Raw genomic sequence first — 23,162 nt, 5'->3', positions numbered from 1 at the left:
CAAATCAGATCAATGGCTCCGGACAAAATGCGCAGGCATGGCTGCCAAGTTGCTGGGTGGCAGCGCTGTCAGCGACTCACTGATAGTGCCCGCATTTTCCAGCAGTTGCAAGGCCAGGCGCTGGAGGTCCTGAGGGTTCTGTGTGGCGATGGTGGTCGTGCGGACGGGGCCGCCCAGATGGCGTTCCGCGCAGTCCTGCAAGGTCATCAGTGCATGCTGGGTCTTGCGCCGTTCTGCGGGCGTGGTGCCGCGCAGCAAAGCCGCCACCATACAGGGCAGTCCTGTGTGCACCGCGATCTGTTTGAGGCTCTTGTAACTGGTCAGCACACCAGCCGAGCCGTCGCCCATCACCACCAGCGGTACGGTGGCGGTGTGCGTCAGCAGCGGCCCCAGCGTGGCCGCAGGCGCGTGCAGCACGATCAGCCCGTAGGTTCGGAAATAGGGCAGCAGACAGGGCAGGGGTGCGGTCTCGTTGCGGCTGGCCTCGCGGCTGATGCGCTGCAGGCCTTTGGCTGCGGGAATCACTGCCAGCGATGAGGCCATGGCCCCCATGTTGAGGCTGACGCCCTCGTTCCACGGCGCTTGTTGCAGCAGGTGCAGCAAACCCGGGTACTCATCCGTCTCCTGCGCTGTGCCGTCGAGCACCACGACCGGGTAGCCCAGGCGCTGCAGGCTGGCGCAGATCTGCCAGAGCGTCTCCAGCCCGGTGCCCGCGTTGTCCTGGCTGGCAACAGCCACCACGCGCAGCTCTGACTGCGGAGTGAAGCTGTGCAGGCCGGCTGCCTGATGAAAGGCGATATCAAGCATCGACCAGCCCCCGTTCGTTCATGGTGTCGGGCGAATGCGAGAAGAAGAAATTCAGGTCGGTCGCCTTGGGGTCGAAGGCCGACTTGGCAGGCGCGCGCATGGAGGTGCTGATGAGCTTGTGCGCATCGGCACGTTCCCAGTCTTCCGGCACACGCTGGCCGTTGGTCACGCCGCGCAGCACCATCTGGTGGCGGATCAGTGCGTCGATGGCGGGGCCCAGCTTCACGGCCTCGTCCACCTTGGACAAGATGGCTTGCTGGGAACCTTCGGTCTTGAATGCAGTGAGCACGTCATCGAGCGTGTCGCCATGGCAGCCCGCGTTGAGCACCAGCAGGCGGTTGACGTGGGGCAGATCCAGCACGTCCAGCATGTCGCGCTTGCGCGGGTCGCGGGGGGCCACACCGGTGGTGTCGATCAGCACCATCTTCTTGCCGCTGAGCAGGCCCAGCAGGTCTTGCAGCGCGGCGCGGTCGTGCGCCAGATGGGCCACGATGCCCAGCATGCGGCCGTAGCTGCGCAACTGCTCGTGCGCGCCCACGCGGTAGGTGTCCAGCGTGATCAGGCCCACGCTGCCCGGGCCATGGATGCGCGCACACAGCGCGGCCAGCTTGGCCGTGGTCGTGGTCTTGCCCACGCCGGTGGATCCCACCATCGCGAAGATGCCGCCTTGCTCATACAGCGGAGGCTCGGCCAGATCGGTCTTGAGGTTGCGCTCCAGCACTTCCATCAGCCAGCGCACCGACTCGGCGGCCGACAGGTCTTCGGGCATGCGCTCGAGCACGGCGCGGGCCAAAGATGGAGAGTAGCCTGCACGGATCATCTTGAGCATGAGGTTGGACTGGATCGGGTTCTGGCGCGCCTGGCCTAGCCAGGCCATGGTGTTAAAGCGGTCTTCGATCAACTCCCTCATGGCATGGAGTTCATTCATCACGCTTTGCTGGTTGTTGTTCGACTGGGCCAGGTGGGCGCTGGCGGCTTCCTGCCGGCGGCGTGGAGGCTCCGGTGGAATGTCCATGGGGATGCTGCGCAGCGGGTTGTGGCGCACCACGGCGGGTGCTGGCATGCGTTCGCGCTCGGGCTCCTGGTCGCGGCTGCGCTCCGACAAGGTTTGTGGTTCGGCCGGGCCGTTGAGCGCCTCGTGGCGGCGGCGCAGCATGCGCTCGCGCACGTAGTCCTGGAACGACAGCGTGCTCATCGCCAGCTGCTCGGTGTCTTCCTCGACTGCGTTGCGGCCCAGGGTGCTGACTGCGGCGGCCTGGCTGGCGCGCTGGGGGGCGCTGCGCGCCGGTGTGGGGGCCAGCAAGGGCGGGTTGCTGGACGCGCCTGCACTTCCATCCAGGGCCGACAGCGTGTCTTCGGCCGTGGCCACAACCTCGACGCCGTTGGCCGTGGGGCGGTTGGACAGGATGAGGGTGCCCTCTCCAAAGGCCATGCGCGCCTTGGCCAATGCCTCGCGGGAGGTGGGGGCGGTAAAGCGTTTGATGTTCATGCTGATGCACCTCTAAGGATCGGCCCAATGCGGATGGTGTGGGTCTCTGGAATTTCACTGTGCGCAAGCACCTGCAGCCGGGGCGCCACACGGCGCACCAGGCGGGAGATGGCGTTGCGGATCTGGTCGGGAACCAGCAGGCAGGCTGGCAGGCCCATCTCTTCCTGCTTGAGGGCCACCTCGGCGGCCTTTTGCGTGAGGATGTCGGCCACGCCGGGGTCCAGAGCCGGTCCTGCTGCGTTGCCCAGGGCTTGCACCAGCAGGCGTTCCAGGCCCGGCTCGATGGCAATGACGTTGAGTTCGCGGGTGGGGCCGTAAATCTGCTGGACGATGGCGGGCGACAGCGCAATGCGCACGCGGCGGGCCAGCTCGACCGGGTCTGTGATGCCACCAGCGTGCTCGGCCAGCGTTTCGATGATGGTCCGGATATCGCGGATGTGCACAGACTCTTCCAGCAGCAGCTGGAGGACCTTCTGGAACGTTGCGATAGAGACCATTTTGGGGACCACTTCTTCGATGAGCTTGGGGGCCAGCTTGGCCACGTGCTCCACCAGTTGCTGGGTTTCTGTGCGACTCAGAAGCTTGGCGGCTTGCACTTGCATCAAGTGTGACAAATGGGTGGCCATCACGGTTTCGGAATCAACGACGGTAAAACCCGCCATTTGTGCGGCTTCCTTCTGCCGTTCGTCGATCCAGTGGGCTGGCAGGCCAAAAGCGGGGTCGGTGGTGGGGGTGCCAATCAGGGGCGTGGTGATACCGCCGGGGTTGATGGCCAGGAACATGCCAGGGAAGGCCTCGCCTTCGCCCACCACCACGCCACGCAGCGTGATGCGGTAGCCGCTGGGCTTGAGTTCGAGGTTGTCGCGCACGTGCACGGCGGGGGGCAGGAAGCCCACCTCCTGCGCAAACTTGCGGCGCACGCCCTTGATGCGGGTGAGCAGGTCGCCCTGGCGGCTCTTGTCCACCAGGCTGATCAGGCGGTAGCCCAGCTCCAGGCCCAGCAGGTCTATGGGTTGCAGGTCGTCCCAGGTGGCTTCGCCATCGCTGACCGGGGCGGGCGGTGCTTCGACTTCGGGCGGCACTTTCTGGCGTTCGTACAGCACCCAGGCGGCGTAGCCCAAGAGGCCACCCATGGTCAGGAACACCATGTGGGGCATGCCGGGGATCACGCCCAGCAGCAGCAGGATGCCGGCGGTCACGCCCAGCACGCGGGGCGACATGAAGAGCTGCTGCACGATCTGGCGGCCCATGTCATGGTCCTTGCCCACGCGCGAGATCACCATGGCCGCAGCCACCGAGATCAGCAGCCCAGGAATCTGTGCCACCAGCGCATCACCAATGGCCAGCAGGATGTAGCTATCAGCCGCCTGCTTGGCCGAGAGGTCGTGCTGCAAAACCCCGATGGCAAAGCCACCGATGATGTTGATGAGCAAAATCAGGATGCCGGCGACCGCATCGCCGCGCACGAACTTGGAGGCACCGTCCATGGAGCCAAAGAAGTTGGCTTCTTCCGCCACTTCGGCGCGGCGGCGCTTGGCTTCTTTTTCGTCGATCAGGCCCGCGTTCAGGTCGGCGTCCACGGCCATCTGCTTGCCGGGCATGGCGTCCAGGGTAAAGCGTGCCGACACTTCTGCAATGCGCTCGGCGCCCTTGGTGATCACCACAAAGTTGATCACCACCAGGATGGCGAACACGATCAGCCCCACGGCAAAGTTGCCGCCGATCAAGAAGTGACCAAAGGCCTCGATCACCGCACCGGCGGCGCCGGGGCCGGTGTGGCCTTCGAGCAGCACCACGCGCGTGGAGGCCACGTTCAGCGACAGGCGCATGAGGGTGGTTAGCAGCAGCACCGAGGGGAAGGCTGCGAAATCGAGCGGCCGCAGCATGTAGGCCGCCACCATCATCACCATCAGGGCCACGGCGATGTTGAGCGTGAAAAACGCGTCGAGCAGCCAGGGCGGGATGGGCAACACCATGAGCGCCAGGATCGCCACCACCAGCAGTGGTGCCGACAGGCCCTGCAGGGCGCCTGCATTGGTGCCCGCCCATTGTCGAAGAGACGTTACTGAGGTGTTCATACGGCGGCGCCTTGCACGGGAGTGCGGTTCAGCGGATCAAGTTCAGGCGGAACGAAGGGCTCCACCAGGCTGTCGGGCATGCGGCCTTCGCCACGCAGGGCGGCCTTGAGGCGGTAGACATAGGCCAGCACCTGGGCCACGGCGGTGTAGAGCGTGGCGGGAATGGCCTGGTCCAGTTCGGCATGCGCATACAACGCCCGGGCCAGCATGGGCGACTGCAGCACGGGCACGTCGTGCGCCTTGGCCACGTCGCGGATCTTGAGAGCGATGAGGTCGGTGCCGCGCGATATCACTTGGGGGGCACTCATGGTCTTTTCGTCGTACTTGAGTGCCACCGCATAGTGGGTGGGGTTCATCACCACGAAATCGGCCTTGGGAACTGCGCCCACGCTGGCGCGGTCGGCAATCTCGCGCTGCTTCTGGCGGATGCGGCCCTTGGTGTGGGGGTTGCCGTCGGATTCCTTGTGCTCTTGCTTGACTTCCTCGTGCGACATCTTCAGGCGCGACTTGAAGAAGTAGGCCTGCAGCGGCACGTCCACCAGCGCGGCCAGGAACACGACCAGCAGCAGCAGGCTCATGCCCGAAGTCAGCCAGTCAGCCAGCTGGCGAATGGCCATGGGGGAGGGCTGCAGCACTAGCATGGCCACGGTGTCGATGCTGTTGCCCATGAACTTCCAGGCCACATAGCTCAGGATCGCGGTCATCAGCACCATCTTGGCCACGTTGGCCATCTGCTGCTTGGAGAACAGGTTGGCCAGGCCCGAGATCGGGTTGAGCCGGTTGAACTGCGGCGTGATGGGCTTGAGGCTCAGGATCCAGCCGCCAGCGCCAATGGCGCTGATCAGGGCGGCGGCGCTGGTGAGGATGGCAAACACTGCACTGGCCACCAGGCCCACCACCACCATGTCCTGCAGGCGCTTGAGCATGGTGCCTGGCGCCATGACGGTGGCGGCGTCAAACGCCAGTTGCTGGCTCATGGCCCGCTGCATGTGGTCCATCAGCTGGGGCGCCAGCACCAGCAGGCAGGCGGCCCCGGCACCCAGAATCGCCAGGTGGGAGAGATCGCGCGAGCGTGCTCCCTGGCCGTCTTCGCGCGTTTTCTGCAGCTTGCGCTCTGACGCGGGTAGGCTTTTTTCTTGGCTGGATTCCATGGTGGCATGACGGCTGGTGTCATGCCATTGTCGTGAGCAGCCCGGAAATCTAAAGCTGGATAAGGGGGCTGCAGCCCCCTCTTTTCCATGCGGGCCGAAGGGGCCTTGCCTGCGTGGCCTCACCCGACAAAGGGTGGGTGGTGCCGGGATGGAATACTAAAAAAGATAGCTGCTAGCGCTTGATGGACAAGCGCTAGCAGCCATTTTGACCGCAAAAAGCCCCGGACGGGCTCAGAACCCGAGGCTGGCCAGCAGGTCGTCCACCTGGGACTGGTCGGTGACCACGTCGGGGGTGTGCTCGGGGTCCACCACGGGGCCCTGCAGATGCTGAGGGCGGGGTGGCTCGACGGGCACCTGTGCGTTGGGTGGGGCCGTTTGAATCAACAGCTGGACCAGCTGGTCTTCAATGGTGGCCGCCAGGTTGACCACGCGGGCAATCACCTGCCCCGTGAGGTCGTGAAAGTCCTGTGCCATCATGATTTCGGTGAGGTGCGTGTCGGCTTCCTTGGTCACGCGCTCCACATCGGTCAGGAAGTTGAAGATCTCGCCCTTGGCCACGGCCGCCACCGGGTCGGCCACCAGCGAGTTGACGACCCGGCGCGTTTCCGCCGCGATGTAGTCATGCTGGGCTTTGGCCTGTTCGACGCGGTTGAGCACCTTCTCGGCCGCTTCCCCCGTCAACCGCGCGATGTAGGACAGGCGGCTTTGCGCGTCGGGCAGTTCGCCCATGGAGCCGCGCAGTTTGTCGGCATAGCCCAGTTCGTTGAGCGAGTCGTGCAGCTGGCGCGTCAGCTGGCCAATCTTGTGGTGTACATCGGCAGGCGGCTGGCTGTTGTCCGGTGTGTCGTCCATGGTGTCATAGCCCCATCTTTTTCAGGATCAAGGTCACTTTTTCTTCCAGCGTGGCCTTGGTGAAGGGTTTGACGATGTAACCCGCTGCGCCACCCTGGGCGGCTGCCACGATGTCTTCCTTGCGGGCTTCGGCTGTGACCATGAGGACGGGCAAGTGCTTGAGCTTGTCGTCCTTCTTGATTTCAGCCAGCAGCTGAAAACCGTTCATGTTGGGCATGTTGATGTCCGTCACCACGAAGTCGAACTTGCTGTTGCGCAGCTTGTTCAGGGCGGCCACGCCATCTTCGGCCTCGTCGGCATCGGCAAAGCCGCTTTCCTTGAGCAGATTGCGCACGATGCGCCGCATGGTGGAGAAGTCGTCAACGATCAAAAAACGAAGGGCTGTGGTCACTTGGGACCCTTTCGGTCGAGAATTACTGTGGGCATTGTCATGGGTGGCAGGTTTGGTGACAAGTCGTAACTGTTACCTGCTTGGGGGGGGATTTTCCCGCTTTTCATTCAGCAGTTCTGTGGAAGTGATTTCGGGAATCCCTTTGCCCATGAGTCGTTCTTCGGCCTCGCGGGTCAGCACCGTGATGGTGATGCGCCGGTTGGCGGGTGCGCGCGGGTTGTTTGGCTCCAGCAGATCGCTGGCCGCCAAGCCCACCACACGTCCCAGTTTAGCGTCTGGCATGCCGGCCGACACCAACTCGCGGCGTGAGGCATTGGCGCGGTCGGCCGACAGCTCCCAGTTGCTGTAGCCCCGGTCGCTGTTTCCGTAAGGCACGGCGTCGGTGTGCCCGGCCAGGCTGATGCGGTTTTCCACCCCGCCCAGCGCTGCCCCGATCTCGCGCAGGATGTCGCGCATGTAGGGTTTCACCAACGCGCTGCCGCTGTCGAACATGGGGCGGTTCTGGTCGTCGATGATCTGGATCTGCAGGCCGTCGGGGGTGATGTCGATGCGGATCTGCGACTTGTACTCGTTCAGGCGCGGGTTTTCGGTGATGAGCGCGTCGATCTTGGCCTCCAGGGCCTTGATGCGGTCCAGGTCCTGCTTGGCGCGCTCGGCGCGGGCGGCATCAATGCTCATGCGGCGCTGCTTGGCCTCTTCCACGTCAGAGCGCCGCACTTGTCCGTGCACCTTCGAGAGATCGTTGCCCCCGCCCGGAATCACACTGGAGCTGTTGCCCGCGCCGTCGCCGCCAGTCATGGCCACCTTGAGCGGCGACGCGAAATACGCGGCGATCCCCTGCAGTTCGCCCTTGGCCGTGGAGCCCAGCAGCCACATCAGCAGGAAGAACGCCATCATCGCCGTCACGAAGTCGGCATAAGCGATCTTCCAGGCGCCGCCATGCACCGCATGACCGCCTTTCTTGATGCGCTTGATGATGATGGGTTGGAGTTTTTTTTCTGCCATGGCGTTTGGGGTTTCGCGGCGCGGACGTCGCTACTTCTTGCCTTTCACATGCCCCTCCAGCTCGGTAAAGCTGGGGCGGACGCTGGAGAAAAGCACCTTGCGGCCAAATTCGATGGCCGTGGCGGGGTTGTAGCCCTGCATGCTGGCTAGCAGGGTGGACTTGATGCACTGCAATTCCTTGGCAGCGTCTTCAGTCTTTTGCTCGACCAGGCCGCCCAGGGGTTCGACCACACCGTAGGCCAGCAGAATCCCGAGGAACGTGCCCACCAGCGCCGAGCCGATCATGCCGCCCAGCACCGAGGGCGGCTGGCCCACCGAGCCCATGGTGTTCACCACGCCCAGCACGGCGGCCACGATCCCGAAGGCAGGCAGGGCACCGGCCAGGCGGGCCAGCGCGGCCACGGGGGCGTGGGCTTCCTGGTGGTGGGTGTCGATCTCGCTGTCCATCAGCGCTTCGATCTCGTGGGAGTTGAGGTTGCCCGACACCATCATGCGCAGGTAGTCGGTGGTGAACTCGATCACATGGTGGTCGCTGCCCACGGTGGGGTACTTCTTGAAGATCTCGGACTCGTGGGGCGCTTCCACATCCTTTTCGATGGCCATCAGCCCTTCCTTGCGGGCCTTTTGCAGGATGTCATAGAGCATGGCCATCAGCTCCATGTAACGGGCCTTGGTGTACTTGGAGCCCTTGAGTGCCATCGGAATGGCCGCCAGGGTGGCCTTGATCACCTTGGGTTGGTTGTTCACCACGAAGGCGCCCAGTGCGCCGCCCAGAATGGTGACGATCTCGAAGGGGAGGGCCTTCAGGATCACACTGATGTTCCCCCCGTGCACGATGTACACGCCGAAGATGCAGCCTAGGCAGACAACGTAACCAATGATGACGAACATGCTGTAGACGTGTTGGGCGGCAGCCGGGGCTAAACAAGTGGGCGGGCGGAGCCGCTGGCAACGCGGCTTACCGAAGGTTACTGTAAATGTATCGGATTGATGAGTGTGGAATGCACTCAAGAGCGCCATCAACACAGGCCTTCTTCGGGAAATGGCGCCAGCGCCACACCTTTGCCTCTTTTGCCGGAGTTTTGACGGTTGTCCTGGGGCGCGGGTTATGTAAAAAAAAGCCTCTGTCGCTTGGTGGTAGAAGGTTTGTTGCTATATAAAATATAGCGATATTCCAATTGTTTGCACCCCTCTCCATCGGCGCGCGGTGCCAATCCCTGCATTTGGCCCGTATTTCCACAGTGACAGGGCCTTTTGGTGGCGCAGGGGCTGCACTATGCTGCGGGCATGAAAGCCGTACTGCTCGCGGGGGGGCTGGGAACCCGCATCTCGGAAGAGTCGCACCTGCGTCCCAAGCCCATGATCGAGATCGGTGGGCGGCCCATCCTTTGGCACATCATGAAGATGTACGCCGCCCATGGCGTCAACGATTTCATCATCTGCCTGGGCTACCGGGGCTACGTGATCAAAGAGTATTTCGCCAACTACTTCCTGCACATGTCGGACGTGACCTTTGACATGGCCAACAACCGCATGGAAGTTCACCACCGCCACGCCGAGCCTTGGCGCGTGACGCTGGTGGACACCGGCGAAAGCACCATGACGGGCGGGCGCCTGCGCAGGGTGCAGGAATACCTGCCCGAAGGCGAGCCCTTCTGCTTTACCTATGGCGACGGCGTGGCCGACCTGGACATGACCGCGCAGTTTGCCTTCCACCGCGCCCATGGCCGCCAAGCCACGGTGACGGCCGTGCAGCCCCCGGGGCGCTACGGCGCGCTGGTGCGTGACGGCGACACCGTGGCTGGGTTCGAGGAAAAACCGCGTGGCGACGGCGGCTGGATCAACGGCGGCTTTTTTGTGCTGCAGCCCGAGGTCATCGACTACATCGACGGCGACGCCACCAGCTGGGAGCTGGAACCCATGGCCCGCCTGGCCACCAGCGGCCAGCTGCGCGCCTTTGAACACACGGGCTTCTGGCAGCCGATGGACACGCTGCGCGAGAAGAACCTTCTCGAAGACCTGTGGCAATCGGGCCGCGCGCCCTGGAAGTGCTGGTAAACCACGATGCGCCCTGATCCCGACTTCTGGCGCGGCAAGCGCGTGTTGCTCACTGGCCACACCGGCTTCAAAGGTGCCTGGCTGGCCCTGTGGCTGCAGCGCCTGGGCGCGCAGGTGACCGGCGTGGCGCTGCCCCCTGCCACCGACCCCAACCTGTTCACCCTGGCCCAGCTGGGGCAGGGCGGCCCGGGCATCGAAAGCCATTTTTGCGACATCCGCAGCCCCCAGGCCCTGGCCATGCGTGTGCGCGCCGCCCGGCCCGAGGTGGTGCTGCACTTGGCCGCGCAGGCGCTGGTGCGGCCCGGCTATGCAGCGCCGCTGGATACCTTTTCCACCAACGTGATGGGCACGGCGCATTTGCTCGATGCCCTGCGCGGGCTGGCTGGCGTGCGCGTGGCCGTGGTGGTCACCACCGACAAGGTCTACCGCAACCGCGAATGGGCCTACCCCTACCGCGAGGACGACGCCCTGGGCGGGCACGACCCCTACAGCGCCAGCAAGGCCGCCACCGAGCTGGTCACCGCCAGCTACCGCGATTCGTTCCTGGCCGCACAGGGCATCGCCGTGGCCACCGCCCGCGCGGGCAACGTGATCGGCGGCGGCGACTGGGCCCAAGACCGCCTGCTGCCCGACGCCGTGCGCGCCTGGGAAAAGGGTGCAACCTTGCACATCCGCCGCCCCCAGGCCACGCGCCCCTGGCAGCATGTGCTGGAGCCGCTGGCCGCCTACCTGCGTCTGGCCCAGCGCCTGTGGGAATCTCCCGCCTTGGCCGGTGCCTACAACTTTGGCCCGCTGCCCCACGAGGCGGCCACGGTCAAAAATGTCATTGAATTGGCCTCCACCGCCTATCCAGCAAGCGCTACCAGCTATGAAAACGAGAGCGAAGGCCCGCACGAAGCCGGCTGGCTCGCGCTCGAAACCGCCCATGCCCGCCAGGTGCTGGGCGTGGCCCCGCACTGGTCGCTGAATACCGCTGTGGCCCGCACCATGAACTGGTACCGCCAGCAACACGGTGGCGCCGACGCTCGCGCGCTGTGCCTGGCCGACATCGACGCCTGGGAGGCGCGCCCATGAGCCGACTGGCCCTGGCGCCACTGCCGCTGGCTGGGCTTTTCCGTGTTCAGCGCCAGCCGCTGGTGGACGAGCGCGGCTTTTTTGCGCGCCTGTTCTGCGCCGAGGAATTAGCGGGCGCGGGCTGGACGGCGCCCATCGCCCAGATCAACCAGAGCTACACAGCCCTCCAAGGCTCCGTGCGTGGCATGCACTACCAAAAGCCGCCGCACGCCGAGATGAAATTGGTGACCTGCCTGCGTGGCGAGGTCTGGGATGTGGCCGTGGACCTGCGCCAGGGCTCGCCCACCTTTTTGCAGTGGCATGCCGAGCATTTATCCGCAGACAACGGCAACGCGCTGCTGATGCCGCCCGGTTTTGCCCACGGCTTCCAGGCGCTGACCGACCATGCCGAGCTGCTGTATTGCCACTCTGCGGCCTATGCGCCTGCCGCCGAAGCGGGGCTGCACCCGCTGGACCCGCGCCTGGCCGTGGCTTGGCCCCTGCCGGTGGGGCAAATGTCGCCCCGCGACGCAGGCCAGCCCGGGATGACCGAAGAATTCGAAGGAGTGCGCCTGTGAAGTGCCGACACTGCGGCAACCCGCTGCGACTGCCGTTCCTGGACCTGGGCAGCGCGCCCCCGTCCAATGCCTACCTGAGCGAGGCCGCGTTGCGCGCGCCCGAAACCTGGTTCCCCCTGCGCCTCTTGGTGTGCGAAACCTGCTGGCTGGTGCAGACCGAAGACCACGCCGGGCGCGAGGCGCTGTTCACCGACGACTACGCGTATTTCAGTTCGTTCTCCTCGTCGTGGCTGGCCCATGCCCAGGCCTATGTCGAGGCGATGCGTGAGCGCCTGGGCCTCACCGCCGCCAGCCGCGTGGTCGAGGTCGCGTCCAACGACGGCTACCTGCTGCAGTATGTGCAGGCGGCTGGCATTCCTTGCTACGGCGTGGAGCCCACCGCCAGCACGGCGGCGGCGGCCCGCGCCAAGGGCATAGCGGTGGTGGATCGCTTCTTTGGCGTGGCGCTGGCCGACGAGCTGGCCGCTGCCGACCGCCAGGCCGACCTGATCGCCGCCAACAACGTGCTGGCCCATGTGCCCGACATCAACGATTTTGTGGGCGGCTTCACGCGGCTGCTCAAGCCCCACGGCGTGGCGACGTTCGAGTTTCCGCACCTGCTGCGCATGGTGCAGGGTTGCCAGTTCGACACGGCGTACCACGAGCACTACTCGTATTTGTCGCTCACGGCAGTGCAGCGCATTTTTGCGGCCAACGGCTTGGTGGTGATCGATGTGCAGGAGCTGCCCACCCACGGCGGCAGCCTGCGGGTGTTTGCCGCCCGCGCCGATACCGTGGGCCACCTCCAGGTAACGGCTGAAGGCACCACCCGCGTGCAGCAACTGCTGGCCAACGAGACAGCGGCGGGCATGCTGGGTGCCGGTTTTTACAGCGACTTCCAGGCCCAGGCCACAAGGGTCAAGCGCGAGCTGCTCACGTTTTTGCTGCAATGCCAGGCCGAGGGAGTCACCGTGGGCGCCTACGGCGCGGCGGCCAAAGGCAACACACTGCTCAACTTTGCAGGCGTGCGGCCCGATTTGCTGCCCTATGTGGTGGACAAGAACCCTGCCAAGCAGGGGCAATCCCTGCCCGGCAGCCACATCCCGGTCGTGAGCGAGGCGCACCTGCGCGCCCACAAGCCCCAGCGCATCCTGATCCTGCCCTGGAACCTGCGCAGCGAGGTGGCCGAGCAACTCGACTACACGCGCAGCTGGGGCGCGCAGATGGTGGTGGCCGTGCCCCGGCTGGAGGTGTTCTAGGTGATCGAGATCCATCCCACCGCGAAGCTCTCGCACCTGGCCGATATCGAAGACTCGGTGCGCGGAACGCGCATCGTGGTGGGCGCGCATTCGGTGATCGACAGCTTCGTCAAGGTCAAGCCTGCGGGCGGCAGCGGCGACCTGGTGGTGGGTGAGCATGTGGTCATCAACGCGGGCTGCGTGCTCTACACCGGCAACGGCATCCACATCGGTAATTACGTGGCGATTGCCGCCAACTGCACCTTTGCGCCGGTCAACCATGCCTATGCCGACCGCAGCCGCTTGATCCGCGAGCAGGGTTTTCTGCCCAGCAAGGGCGGCATCGTGATCGAGGACGACGTATGGATCGGCGCCAACTGCGTGCTGCTGGACGGCGCAGTGCTGCGGCGCGGCTGCGTGGTGGGCGCGGGCTCCATCGTGCGCGGTGAGTTGCTGGCGTACACCGTGTATGCGGGCCAGCCGCTGGCGGCCGTGGGGGAGCGCCGGTGACGGACCTGCCCCCTTCGACGTTTACGGTGCTGGGCGCCTCGGGCTACATCGGCAGCCGCCTGGTGGCGCACCTGCGGGCCCAGGGCCACACCGTGTGGGCGCCACCGCGCGGCGATGCCGAGGTGTTCACCCGCCCGCTGGGCCATGTGATCTATTGCGTGGGGCTCACCGCCGACTTCCGCACGCGCCCGTTCGACACCGTGGACGCCCATGTGGGCCTGCTGGCCGAGGTGCTGCGGTGCGCGCAGTTCGATTCGCTGCTTTACCTGTCATCCACCCGCGTCTACATGGGGGCGGCCTCCACGCACGAGGACGCCCCGCTGTCCGTGCTGCCGGGCGACCCGTCATACCTGTACAACCTCACCAAGCTCACCGGCGAATCGCTGTGCCATGCCTGCGGGCGCCCCGGGGTGCGCGTGGCGCGCCTGTCCAACGTGGTCGGACCGGGCATGGACGCGGCCTCCGGCAACCTGGTGGCCGACCTAGTGGGCCAGGCCCGGGCGGGCCGCATCGTGCTGCGCTCCGATCCGCAGTCCGCCAAGGACTATGTGCATGTGGGCGACCTGCTGGACTGGCTGCCGCGCATTGCGCTGGCGGGCCGCGCTGCCACCTACAACGTGGCCAGCGGCCGACAGACCCTCCATGCCCAGTGGCTGGCCTGGTTGCAGGCGCGCACGGGCTGTACCGTGGAGGTGGATGCCCAGGCACCGCTGCAGGCGTTTCCCCCCATCAATGTGCAGCGCCTGCAGGGTGAATGGGGCGTGGAGCCCCGCGCCGTGCTGGCCGATGACCTCTTGCCCTTTCTGCCGTCGAACGACCTTGTTGGAGTACCCCGCCATGAACCCCGTTGACCAATTTGCCCAGGAACGCCGCGACCGCCTTGCGGGCTATGCCCAGGACACCGCGTTCCAGACCCTGTCGCGCGACTGGCTGCAGGCTTCGATGCAGCGGCAGTACGTCTACAACTTCGACTGGATGGGGCGGCCCATCATCCAGTACCCGCAGGACATGGTGGCCATGCAGGAGCTGGTGTGGCGCGTGCGGCCCGATCTGATCATCGAGACCGGCATCGCCCACGGCGGATCGCTGGTGCTCAGCGCCTCGCTGCTGGCGCTGCTCGACATGAGCGACGCCATCGAGGCGGGCACCACGATGGACCCGCGCGCCTCGCGCCGCAAGGTGCTGGGCGTAGACATCGACATCCGCACCCACAACCGCGCTGCCATCGAATCCCACCCCATGGCCAGCCGCATCGCGATGATTCAGGGATCGGCCGTGGCGCCCGAGGTGGTGCAGCAGGTGCGCGACTTTGCCCAGGGCTACCAGCGTGTGCTGGTGTGCCTGGACTCCATGCACACGCACGACCATGTGCTGGGCGAGCTCAACGCCTACGCGCCCTTGGTGACGCCCGGCAGCTACTGCGTGGTGTTCGACACCTTTGTGGAAGACATGCCGCCGAAGTTCTTTGCCGACCGACCCTGGGACGTGGGCAACAACCCCAAGACGGCGGTGCACCAGTGGCTGGTCGGGCACGCCGAGTTCGAAGTGGATGCCGAGATGGAGCAGCGCCTGCAGGTCACGGTGGCGCCGCACGGGTTTCTGCGACGCAAGGGGTGATGGGCGCAGAAAATATGGGGAAAAATGCCGCCTTGCGAGCGGTGGGTATGTGTTTGTTGCTATATTATTTATAGCATTTTGCGCGACGCAGCCCTGCCCCTGTAACTGAGCGCCAAGGCGTCAGGGCATCACGCAGCAGGGCTCGCCCCCATGTCCAGGCCCATCGCCTGCGTGGCGTGCCGCAGGTAGGTCACGGCAAATTCGGTGTGGCCGTGGGCGTGTTCCACCTCGGCCAGGCAGGCCAGGGCCACCGGGTCGTGAGGCATAGCGCTGAGCACGGTTTCGGCCAGCTCGGTCACGGCGATCCAGTGGCGGTCCTTGAGAGCCGGGCCCGCGCTGGTGTCCGCGCCGGTGGCGGGTGTGGGCGGCGGGGCGGCCTTGGCCTTGTCCACCAGGTCCTGCAGGCGCTGGTGCGCCTCGTGCAGACTCACGCGCTGGCCGGGCTTCAGGCCCACGCCGGGCACGGGCGGCTGGGTCCAGGCCTCTGGCAGCTGGGGCAGCCAGTCCTGGATCGCCTGGGCCTGGGCGGCGGGATCGTCCGGGTGTTCGGCCCGGGCCAGCCACTGTAGCCACATCACGCGCAGGCCTTCGGCAAAGTGGTGGTTGAAGATGTCCTCGCGCATCAGTGCAGAGGCCTCCACCTCGGCGCGCAGCCCCTGCCGCAGGGTGTTCAGCGCCTGCGCATCGGCCGCCAGGCCGGTGGCGATGCGCACATAGTCCTCGGGCGTTTCGGCCAGCCATTCGGTGCGGCCCAGGTAGGCCAGCAGGCCCACGCCCATGCGGCTCTTGAAGCTTTCGCCCACCATCGACACGATGGGCAGGCCCATCCATAGCACGTCGAAGGTGGTGGTGCCGCCCGTCAGCGGGAAGGGGTCGAGCGCGATGTCGATGCGGTGGTAGGTGAGGTACTGGTTGTCGGTGCGCTGCGCCACCAGGTCTACTTGCGCCGGAGGCAGGCCCAGGCGCTCGCAGCGCTGGCGGTAGGCGCTGGCAAAGTCCGGCCGGTCCAGGTTCTTGCCCTCGATGAGCAGGCGCGAGCCCGGCACGGCGGCCAGCACCCGGCCCCACAGGGCCAGCACCTCGTCGGTCAGCTTGCCCAGGTTGTTGCACGAGCCGAAGGTGATGAAACCGTTGGCGAGCGCGGGCGTGGGGCGCACCTGGTAGCGCGGCTGGTAGCGCCACAGCGGGTTGCGGCTCATGGGGCGGTAGCACGCGAACAGCGTGGGCAAGCGGTAGAGCTGCTCGGTGTACTGCGCCTCTGCGCCGGGCGGGTCGGTAATTTCGTCGGTGAACTTGTAGTCCACGGCCGTGAGCCCGGTGGTGGCCGGGAACCCCAGCCAGGACACCTGCACCGGGGCCGCCTTGTGGGCCAGCGTCAGCAGGCCGTTGTTGCCGGTGTGGCCCGCCAGGTCGATCAGGATGTCGATGCCCTGCGCGCGAATGGCCTCGGCCTGCTGCTGCGGGCTGAAACCGGCCAGGGGCACAAAATGGTCGGCATGGCGCTGTACGCGCTCGGTGACGTGATCGTCCCGCGGGAACAGATAGAAAGCGAAAACCTCAAACTGCCGCCGATCCAGTTGCGCCAGCAGACCCTCCACAAAGTACATCACCGAGTGCACCCGGAAGTCGGGGGAGAGGAAGCCGATCTTCAGGCGTCGCCATGGAGAGCCCCGGTGCTCCTGGAAATCGGGCCACTCTGGGCGCAGCGGCGGCTCGAACACAGCGCCGTACTGCCGTGCGGCCGCCGACAGCTGCGCGGCGTCCACCTGGGGATCGGCCAGCATGAACAACAGCTTGTTGGTGTAGTTGCCAGGGTCGTTGTAGCGCAGGGCGATGGCTGTCTCGCAGTCCTTGACAGCCTCGCGCACCTGGCCCAGCTCGCGCCGGTGGATGGCGCTTTGCATGAGTGCGGCGACGCGGTCGTGCAGTGTCTCGGCCAGGGCGGCGGCCCTCTGGCTGGCGTCAAAACCTTTGTCGTGTTGCGTCAGCAGGTAGCAGCATTCGGCCAGCTTGATCCAGCCAATGGCCTGCTGGGGGCGCAGTTCGCACACTTTTTCCAGCAGGGGCAGGGCGTCGATATTGCGTGCTTGCTCAATGAGCACGTTGGCATAGTTGACGAGTAGCTCGGTGTCTTCAGGCCAGTACACATAGGCCTGTCGGTAAGCCTTGAGGGCGGCATCGAACTCGCGCTGCTTGTTCAGTGAGAAGCCCAGCAGCCGATGCGCGCTGAGGTGGCGACTGTTCTTGCGCAGGACCTGGCGGCACAAGCGGGTGAGAAGGGGCCAGTCGGAGGCAGCAAGTGCGGCCTGCAGGCGGGACGCGTCCTGGTCGGTGTGTTTGGTGTGCACGGTGGCGCCGATCTACGAGCAAAGGAGCGGGATGTGCAGGCAGTGTGCCATGTACAAAGGGGCCCGATGGGCCCCTTTGGTGTTGCTGTTTCACTGCGCAGCGTGTGGTTTGGTCAGGTTACTTGAGCAGAGACAGCACGCCCTGCGGGATCTGGTTGGCCTGGGCCACCATCGCCGTACCGGCCTGTTGCAGGATCTGGGCACGCGACAGGTTGGCTGTTTCGGCCGCGAAGTCTGCGTCCTGGATGCGCGAACGCGATGCGGACAGGTTCTCAGACGTGATCTGCAAGCTGGAGATGCTGGTTTCGAAGCGCGATTGCAGGGCGCCGAGCTTGGCACGTTCACCGTTGATGAAGGCCAGGGCCGAATCTACGGTCTTGAGCGCGTCGGTGGCGTTGGTGAAGGTGGTCACGTCCAGGTTGGCCACGGTGTGCAGCGAGGAGCCCCCGTTGTCCAGCTGGTTGCTGGCCGAGGTCACTGCGAAGGACTTTTCGGAGTCCAGCGTGATGTAACCGCCGGTGTTGATGAACTCCACGTTCGCGTCGGCGGCCAGCGTCCGGGTCGCGCCGTTGCTGGCACCTGCCGCGTCATAGCCGGTGACGGTCACCGCACCCGCGTTGGCGTTCACCGTGTCGCCGATCACGATGTTGTTGCCGGTGGCGTTGGTCAGAATGATCTGCGTGCCGTCGGAGTTGAGCGAGGCATTGATGCCGGTCTTGGCCGCTTGTTCATTGATGGCCGACACGGCAGGGGAGAGGCGGTCGGTCCCCGTGCCTGCAACCAGCGTGAATGAAATGGTGCGGGGACTGCCGACGTTGTCACCTTCCAGCGTCAACGAATAGGACCCGGCCGCCGCCATGCCACCCAGGTGCACTTCGGTGCGTGCTGTGGCGGTCACGCCAGTGGTGGCCTGTAAGGCATTGATCTGGTCGGCGGTGGCTTTGGCGGTAGCACTTGCAGCCACCGTCAGGGTGCCGGTGCCCAGGTAGCCGCTGACGGCTACCGAGCCGGTGGTCACACCGTTGGTGCCTGCGGTGGCTTGGGTGGCCGATGCGCCAATGCCCGAGCCGTTGGAGGCGACGTTCTGGTTGTTGCCGTACACGCTGGTACGCAGGTTGGCTGTGGCCGCCACAATGGTCTGGTTGGCGTTTGCACCCACTTGGAACTGCTGCGTACCAAAGGTGCCGTCCAGCAACTTCTGGCCGTTGAATTCGGTGGTTTGCGAAATCCGGTCCAGTTCCGCTACCAATTGGCCGACTTCCTGCTGCAGGGCCTGGCGGTCGCCAGCGCTGTTGGAGGCGTTGGCCGACTGTACCGCCAGTTCACGGACCCGCTGCAAAATGTTGCCAGCCGACCCCATTGCACCTTCAGCCACCTGCGCCAGAGAAATCCCGTCGTTCGCATTGCGAACAGCCTGGTTCAGGCCGCGGATCTGGCTGGTGAAGCGCTCGGAAATCGCCAGGCCGGCGGCGTCGTCCTTGGCGCTGTTGATACGCAAGCCGGACGACAGGCGCTGGATGGCTGTATTCAGCGACATCTGGCTGGTGCCCAGGTTGCGCTGGGCGGTCAGCGAGCTGATGTTGGTATTGATGGTTGCTGCCATGGCGAAACTCCTTAACGTCGCTAGACGGATCTGTTTGCCGGTTCAAGCGCACCCGTCCGGCTGTCAATGGGGGAACGATGGATGAATTGTGGAGACGCTGCTTTTGGGTGTTTAGGAGATAAGCGGCAAAAAAGTCGTACAACTTGTGCGTTTGCCCCTCAAGTTTTCCGGCGGCGACCCGAAAACAATTGCAACGGTCCGTAAGCGGCCCGCCGTTCACCAGATGGCCTGCAGCGCTGGGAACCCAGGAGGCCAGCGCGGTGCTGGCGCCCCGGCTGGCGGCAACGCCATATTCAGTCAGTTCTTTTCTGGAGATTTGCAATGGCTTCCACCATCAATACCAACATCAGCTCGCTGACCGCTCAGCGCAATCTGGGCATGAGCCAGACTTCGCTGAACACGTCCATCCAGCGCCTCTCGTCCGGCCTGCGTATCAACAGCGCCAAGGACGACGCCGCCGGCCTGGCGATTTCCGAGCGCTTCACCAGCCAGATCCGCGGCCTGAACCAGGCAGTTCGCAATGCGAACGACGGTATTTCCCTGGCGCAGACCGCTGAAGGCGCGCTGAAGGCTTCGGGCGACATCCTGCAACGTGTGCGTGAGCTGGCTGTGCAGTCGGCCAACGCTTCCAACAGCGCTGGCGACCGCCAGGCCCTGCAACAGGAAGTCGGCCAACTGGTGTCGGAGCTGGACCGTATCTCGCAAACCACGGAATTCAACGGCTCCAAGCTGCTGGACGGCAGCTTCGGTACGCAACAGTTCCAAGTGGGTGCCAACGCCAACCAGACCATCGTGGCTGCCACGGGCAACCTGCGCACCAGCGTGTATGGCAACAACCAGAACGTGGCTTCCAATGGCTCGGGTATCGGCGCCTCGGCCACCCAGGCCACCGCAGGCACCAACGGTGTGACCACCGGTTCCGTGGCCATTAGCGGCTACCTGGGCACCGGCACGCTGACGGTGGCTGTGAGCGCCACCGCCAAGGCCACGGCCGACCAGATCAACGCACTGAAAGCCGACACCGGTGTGACGGCCACGGCCCGCACGGAAGTGCGTCTGGGCGGCATGGCTGCAGCGGGTTCCTATTCGCTGACGCTGGAAGGCGACAATGTGGGCGCGCCACGCACCGTGTCGTTCACGCTGACCTCGGCCACAGGTACCGATCGCCTGTCGGCAGCTGTGTCCGCCATCAACGACCAAGCCGCCAAGACTGGCATCAACGCCTCGCTGAGCTCTGATGGTAGCCAGATCGTTTTGACCAATGCCACTGGCAACAACATTGTGGTGGGCGATACGACCAACGCCAATGCTGCTGCAGTGACGGTGACCGGCTACGACGCCGCAGGTGCCAGCAACGGCACTGCTCGCACCTTGGCTGCCGATGCCAACGTGGAGAACGTGAACACGGGCGGCTACATCACACTGGACTCGGAAAAGTCCTTCGCTGTGACCTCGGCCAGCAACCAGCTGGACAACGGTGGCTCTGCCCTGCAAACCGTGGCCAACCTGGATGTGACCACGTTCAGCAACGCGACCAACGCCCTGAAGACGGTGGACTCTGCGCTGGCCTTCATCAACGGTGAGCGTGCCAAGCTCGGTGCTCTGCAATCGCGCTTTGAAACGTCGATCAGCAACCTGCAAGTGACGTCGGAAAACCTTTCTTCCTCGCGTTCGCGTATTCTGGATGCCGACTTCGCCGCAGAAACGGCCAACCTGTCGCGTGCCCAGATCCTGCAACAGGCCGGTACGGCAATGGTGGCCCAGGCCAACCAGCTGCCCCAAGGTGTGTTGGCCCTGCTGCGTTAAGCGGCGGGCATGGCAGCCAGGGCGTTGCAGCGCCCTGGTGGACCCCAGGCGGCGGCAGATTTCTGTCGCCGCCCTTTGGCTTTTTGGAAGGCGGGTGCCAGGACCGCTGGATAAGACGGGTTTCCTGGCGTGTTTACGGACGTTCTTGATCGCCGTTCGGCGCCATAATTTCCGTTGGACCAGTTCAGGAGGTTTGTATGGCAACCATTTCATCCCCAGGCGTCGGCACGAACGGACTTGATGTCAAGAGCATCATTTCCCAGTTGGTCACCCTGGAAAAGAGGCCCCTGGACACGCTGAAATTACAAGCGGCCACGGTCAATACCAAGATTTCTGCCTTTGGACAGATCAAGTCGCTGGTGTCCACGCTGCAGGATGCAGCGGGCAAGCTCACCAGCGTGACCGGTTGGAATGGCGTGGCTACCACGTCGTCCGACTCCAAATTTGTTTCCGCCACCGCCGTAGGGGGCACGCTTCCCACCACGTTCAGTGTCGAGGTCCAGAGCCTTGCCAAGGCGCAGGCCACTGCGTCCGCCGCTTTGCTGCCCGTGGGTGGTGCGCTCGGATCCGGTACGCTGCGCCTCGAACTGGGCAAGTGGAGTGTTGCACCCGCGTCGTTCACACCTGGCAGCGGTCAGCCCGTAGATATCACTATCAGTGCGAGCGACAAGCTGTCGGACGTGGCCAGCAAGATCAATGGTGCCAATGCAGGGGTAACGGCGTCTGTACTCAGTGATGCGTCGGGCGAGCGCTTGCTGCTGCGCAGCAAGAGCACCGGCGAGGAGTTCGGGTTTCGCCTGAGTGTGATGGAGGACGGCGACACCGACCCGCAGAGCGCGGGCAACACCGACGCAACAGGCTTGTCCCGCCTCGTCAACGGTGCCACGGTCACGCAGGCTGCCGCCGATGCCAAGGCCACGGTCAACGGGATCGCGGTGTCTTCAGCCACCAATACGTTTGCCTCCACGATTTCGGGCGTGACTTTCAAGGCCGAGCAAGTGACGACGGCTCCCATTGATATCACCGTGAGCAAGGACAACTCCGCGATCCAGTCCAACATTGATGGATTCGTGAAGGCCTACAACGCCATCAACCAGTTGCTGCAGGACGCCACCAAGTACGACGCCGCTACCAAGTCGGCCGGTTTGCTGCAAGGTGACTCGACGGCCGTAGCGCTGCAAAACTCCCTGCGCAATGCCATCCAGTCGGTCACTACAGGGGGCGGTGCTTTCCAGCGGTTGGCGGACATTGGCATTACCCAGCAGCTGGGCGGAGACCTGGCGGTTGATTCCTCCAAGCTCACCAAGGCGCTGTCCGAGAACCCCGACGACGTGAAAAACCTGTTCCGCAATACCGGCGGCGGCGCTGCCGATGGCATTGCCGTCCAGCTGAAGGCGTTGACCACCAACCTGCTCTCCAACGACGGGTTCTTCAAATCCAAGGATGCCACCCTGCAGCTGAGCCTCAAGCGCAACAGCCAGGACCAGACGCGGGTGAATGAGAAGGTCGAGGCATTTGAAAAGCGCATCACACAGCGGTATAACGCACTCGATACCCAGCTGAGCAGCCTCAATGGCCTGAACGCGTATATCTCACAGCAGGTCACTGCCTGGAACAAATCGACTGGTTAATCAGGGGCTTCAGTTTTTCTGGCACATGCCGATAACTTAAGTAATACCTCGGAAGGATTGTCAGCATGTTCAGCGCCTACAGCCCCCGTGCAGCCAACGCTTACCAGCGTATCAATGTGGAAACCAGCATGCACACGATGGACCAGCACCAGCTGGTCAGCCTGCTGTATGAAGGTGTCCTCAATGCCATCGCCACGGCACGTGGCGCCCTGGCACGTGGTGATGTGCTGGCCAAAGTCAATGCCATCTCCAAGGCCGTGCGCATTCTGGAGGAGGGCCTGAGCACCTCGCTCGACAAAGTCGATGGGGGCGAACTGGCCGAAAACCTGGGTGCGCTGTACGACTACTGCATGCGCCGCCTGATCTTGGCCAACGCCCGCAACGACGACGCCATCATGCAAGAAGTCATGCGCCTGATTGAGCCCGTGGCCCAAGGCTGGAACGAAATCAAGAAAACCGGCACCGCGGCTTCGTCCGATGCGCCCGCCGCCACTGGCCAGCCTGTGCTGGTGGAGGCATAACCATGTCACACATGCTGATTGACTATTACAAGGCGATTGAAGACAGCAGCGCCAAGATGCTGGAGGCCGCCAAGCTCAAGGACTGGGATGGGGTGGTGCGCTACGAAGGCGCCTGCGCCGTGCTGATCGAGCAGCTGCGCTTCAAGTCGCAAGAGCACGAACTGCTGCCCGAGCACAAACGCGAGAAGACCCGCATCATGCAGCGCATCCTGCGCAACGATGCCCAGATTCGCTGCCTCGCTGAGCCCTGGCTGGCGCAGTTTGAACACCTGTTCGAGGGCCAGCCGCAGATGATGCACTGAGGCGTGCGCTGAGCCGCAAAAAAGCCGACCCCACGAGGTCGGCTTTTTCATGGGCGAATAGGGCTATGCCGCTTATCTATCAAGCGCAGGCAGCTATTAAATTGAGAGCGAACGGTTCCTGGCGCTTGGCATCCACCTCGCCGCG

General features: G+C 64.5%; 21 protein-coding genes. 11 read left to right on the top strand and 10 right to left on the bottom strand.

What is annotated here, in order from left to right:
* Positions 1-9 precede the first annotated feature (9 nt).
* From AC2YJX_RS21115 to motA, 8 genes are all read right to left on the bottom strand, one after another.
* Positions 10-807 carry a hypothetical protein gene (locus AC2YJX_RS21115; protein WP_121421292.1) on the bottom strand — a complete coding sequence of 266 codons (798 nt, stop codon included), beginning with the start codon at positions 805-807 and terminating at the stop codon, positions 10-12.
* Positions 800-2,296 (bottom strand): flagellar biosynthesis GTPase FlhF, encoded by a 1,497-nt coding sequence (gene flhF / locus AC2YJX_RS21110; protein ID WP_218301573.1) that lies wholly within the window; start codon positions 2,294-2,296, stop codon positions 800-802. The genes AC2YJX_RS21115 and flhF overlap by 8 nt, the downstream gene beginning before the upstream one ends.
* On the bottom strand, positions 2,293-4,374 hold the full coding sequence (flhA, locus tag AC2YJX_RS21105) for a flagellar biosynthesis protein FlhA (protein ID WP_121421290.1): 2,082 nt from the start codon (positions 4,372-4,374) through the stop codon (positions 2,293-2,295). Before flhA ends, flhF begins: the two co-directional genes overlap by 4 nt.
* A complete protein-coding gene (locus AC2YJX_RS21100; RefSeq protein WP_228898963.1) occupies positions 4,371-5,525 on the bottom strand; it encodes an EscU/YscU/HrcU family type III secretion system export apparatus switch protein in 1,155 nt (384 codons plus the stop codon). Before AC2YJX_RS21100 ends, flhA begins: the two co-directional genes overlap by 4 nt.
* 231 nt (positions 5,526-5,756) lie before the next feature.
* A complete protein-coding gene (locus AC2YJX_RS21095) occupies positions 5,757-6,377 on the bottom strand; it encodes a protein phosphatase CheZ (RefSeq protein ID WP_055398299.1) in 621 nt (206 codons plus the stop codon).
* A gap of 4 nt (positions 6,378-6,381) precedes the next feature.
* A complete protein-coding gene (gene cheY, locus AC2YJX_RS21090) occupies positions 6,382-6,768 on the bottom strand; it encodes a chemotaxis response regulator CheY (protein ID WP_010466076.1) in 387 nt (128 codons plus the stop codon).
* A gap of 72 nt (positions 6,769-6,840) precedes the next feature.
* Positions 6,841-7,773, bottom strand: coding sequence for a flagellar motor protein MotB (motB, locus tag AC2YJX_RS21085; protein ID WP_055398298.1), 933 nt, complete (start codon positions 7,771-7,773; stop codon positions 6,841-6,843).
* 30 nt (positions 7,774-7,803) lie between these two features.
* Positions 7,804-8,664 carry a flagellar motor stator protein MotA gene (motA, locus tag AC2YJX_RS21080; protein ID WP_055398297.1) on the bottom strand — a complete coding sequence of 287 codons (861 nt, stop codon included), beginning with the start codon at positions 8,662-8,664 and terminating at the stop codon, positions 7,804-7,806.
* A gap of 396 nt (positions 8,665-9,060) precedes the next feature.
* On the opposite strand from motA, the gene rfbF reads away from it, so the two are divergent.
* From rfbF to AC2YJX_RS21045, 7 genes are read left to right on the top strand one after another with little or no spacing between them, the layout of a single operon-like run.
* Positions 9,061-9,831, top strand: a complete 771-nt coding sequence (gene rfbF / locus AC2YJX_RS21075; protein WP_487257189.1) for a glucose-1-phosphate cytidylyltransferase — start codon at positions 9,061-9,063, stop codon at positions 9,829-9,831.
* A gap of 6 nt (positions 9,832-9,837) precedes the next feature.
* A complete protein-coding gene (gene rfbG, locus AC2YJX_RS21070; protein ID WP_487257188.1) occupies positions 9,838-10,905 on the top strand; it encodes a CDP-glucose 4,6-dehydratase in 1,068 nt (355 codons plus the stop codon).
* Positions 10,902-11,462 (top strand): dTDP-4-dehydrorhamnose 3,5-epimerase family protein, encoded by a 561-nt coding sequence (locus tag AC2YJX_RS21065; protein ID WP_487257187.1) that lies wholly within the window; start codon positions 10,902-10,904, stop codon positions 11,460-11,462. Before rfbG ends, AC2YJX_RS21065 begins: the two co-directional genes overlap by 4 nt.
* The gene (locus tag AC2YJX_RS21060) at positions 11,459-12,700 is read left to right on the top strand and encodes a class I SAM-dependent methyltransferase (protein ID WP_487257186.1); all 1,242 of its coding nucleotides are present in this window, start codon (positions 11,459-11,461) and stop codon (positions 12,698-12,700) included. Before AC2YJX_RS21065 ends, AC2YJX_RS21060 begins: the two co-directional genes overlap by 4 nt.
* Complete coding sequence (locus tag AC2YJX_RS21055) at positions 12,701-13,189, top strand: acyltransferase (RefSeq protein WP_487257185.1); 489 nt, start codon at positions 12,701-12,703, stop codon at positions 13,187-13,189.
* Complete coding sequence (locus AC2YJX_RS21050; protein ID WP_487257184.1) at positions 13,186-14,040, top strand: NAD-dependent epimerase/dehydratase family protein; 855 nt, start codon at positions 13,186-13,188, stop codon at positions 14,038-14,040. Before AC2YJX_RS21055 ends, AC2YJX_RS21050 begins: the two co-directional genes overlap by 4 nt.
* Entirely contained in the window at positions 14,027-14,806 is a 780-nt protein-coding gene (locus tag AC2YJX_RS21045) for a cephalosporin hydroxylase family protein (RefSeq protein ID WP_487257183.1), read from the top strand. The genes AC2YJX_RS21050 and AC2YJX_RS21045 overlap by 14 nt, the downstream gene beginning before the upstream one ends.
* 128 nt (positions 14,807-14,934) lie before the next feature.
* On the opposite strand, the gene AC2YJX_RS21040 is transcribed toward AC2YJX_RS21045, so the two are convergent.
* Positions 14,935-17,154, bottom strand: coding sequence for an O-linked N-acetylglucosamine transferase, SPINDLY family protein (locus tag AC2YJX_RS21040; protein ID WP_487257182.1), 2,220 nt, complete (start codon positions 17,152-17,154; stop codon positions 14,935-14,937).
* Between the two features lie 118 nt (positions 17,155-17,272).
* Complete coding sequence (locus AC2YJX_RS21035; RefSeq protein ID WP_487257181.1) at positions 17,273-18,757, bottom strand: flagellin N-terminal helical domain-containing protein; 1,485 nt, start codon at positions 18,755-18,757, stop codon at positions 17,273-17,275.
* A 321-nt stretch (positions 18,758-19,078) separates the two neighbouring features.
* On the opposite strand from AC2YJX_RS21035, the gene AC2YJX_RS21030 reads away from it, so the two are divergent.
* The 4 genes from AC2YJX_RS21030 to AC2YJX_RS21015 all read left to right on the top strand — a co-directional run bounded on the left by AC2YJX_RS21030 (position 19,079) and on the right by AC2YJX_RS21015 (position 23,017).
* Entirely contained in the window at positions 19,079-20,563 is a 1,485-nt protein-coding gene (locus tag AC2YJX_RS21030) for a flagellin N-terminal helical domain-containing protein (RefSeq protein ID WP_431150852.1), read from the top strand.
* A 197-nt stretch (positions 20,564-20,760) separates the two neighbouring features.
* Positions 20,761-22,194 (top strand): flagellar filament capping protein FliD, encoded by a 1,434-nt coding sequence (gene fliD, locus AC2YJX_RS21025; RefSeq protein ID WP_218301584.1) that lies wholly within the window; start codon positions 20,761-20,763, stop codon positions 22,192-22,194.
* A 65-nt stretch (positions 22,195-22,259) separates the two neighbouring features.
* Complete coding sequence (gene fliS / locus AC2YJX_RS21020; protein WP_055398289.1) at positions 22,260-22,715, top strand: flagellar export chaperone FliS; 456 nt, start codon at positions 22,260-22,262, stop codon at positions 22,713-22,715.
* A 2-nt stretch (positions 22,716-22,717) separates the two neighbouring features.
* Complete coding sequence (locus tag AC2YJX_RS21015; protein ID WP_010466046.1) at positions 22,718-23,017, top strand: flagellar protein FliT; 300 nt, start codon at positions 22,718-22,720, stop codon at positions 23,015-23,017.
* Positions 23,018-23,162 lie beyond the last annotated feature (145 nt).

The organism is Acidovorax sp. SRI_002 (assembly GCF_057586455.1).
This window is presented reverse-complemented; position numbering and strand designations above follow the sequence as displayed.

What these genes read in the sequence shown, in the direction of transcription:
- AC2YJX_RS21115 (WP_121421292.1), bottom strand. Translation starts at nt 807, where the DNA reads ATGCTTGATATCGCCTTTCATCAGGCAGCCGGCCTGCACAGCTTCACT.
- AC2YJX_RS21035 (WP_487257181.1), bottom strand. Translation starts at nt 18,757, where the DNA reads ATGGCAGCAACCATCAATACCAACATCAGCTCGCTGACCGCCCAGCGC.
- AC2YJX_RS21045 (WP_487257183.1), top strand. Translation starts at nt 14,027, where the DNA reads ATGAACCCCGTTGACCAATTTGCCCAGGAACGCCGCGACCGCCTTGCG.
- fliD (WP_218301584.1), top strand. Translation starts at nt 20,761, where the DNA reads ATGGCAACCATTTCATCCCCAGGCGTCGGCACGAACGGACTTGATGTC.
- AC2YJX_RS21100 (WP_228898963.1), bottom strand. Translation starts at nt 5,525, where the DNA reads ATGGAATCCAGCCAAGAAAAAAGCCTACCCGCGTCAGAGCGCAAGCTG.
- AC2YJX_RS21030 (WP_431150852.1), top strand. Translation starts at nt 19,079, where the DNA reads ATGGCTTCCACCATCAATACCAACATCAGCTCGCTGACCGCTCAGCGC.
- flhA (WP_121421290.1), bottom strand. Translation starts at nt 4,374, where the DNA reads ATGAACACCTCAGTAACGTCTCTTCGACAATGGGCGGGCACCAATGCA.
- AC2YJX_RS21015 (WP_010466046.1), top strand. Translation starts at nt 22,718, where the DNA reads ATGTCACACATGCTGATTGACTATTACAAGGCGATTGAAGACAGCAGC.
- rfbG (WP_487257188.1), top strand. Translation starts at nt 9,838, where the DNA reads ATGCGCCCTGATCCCGACTTCTGGCGCGGCAAGCGCGTGTTGCTCACT.
- fliS (WP_055398289.1), top strand. Translation starts at nt 22,260, where the DNA reads ATGTTCAGCGCCTACAGCCCCCGTGCAGCCAACGCTTACCAGCGTATC.
- AC2YJX_RS21095 (WP_055398299.1), bottom strand. Translation starts at nt 6,377, where the DNA reads ATGGACGACACACCGGACAACAGCCAGCCGCCTGCCGATGTACACCAC.
- AC2YJX_RS21065 (WP_487257187.1), top strand. Translation starts at nt 10,902, where the DNA reads ATGAGCCGACTGGCCCTGGCGCCACTGCCGCTGGCTGGGCTTTTCCGT.
- motB (WP_055398298.1), bottom strand. Translation starts at nt 7,773, where the DNA reads ATGGCAGAAAAAAAACTCCAACCCATCATCATCAAGCGCATCAAGAAA.
- motA (WP_055398297.1), bottom strand. Translation starts at nt 8,664, where the DNA reads ATGTTCGTCATCATTGGTTACGTTGTCTGCCTAGGCTGCATCTTCGGC.
- rfbF (WP_487257189.1), top strand. Translation starts at nt 9,061, where the DNA reads ATGAAAGCCGTACTGCTCGCGGGGGGGCTGGGAACCCGCATCTCGGAA.
- flhF (WP_218301573.1), bottom strand. Translation starts at nt 2,296, where the DNA reads ATGAACATCAAACGCTTTACCGCCCCCACCTCCCGCGAGGCATTGGCC.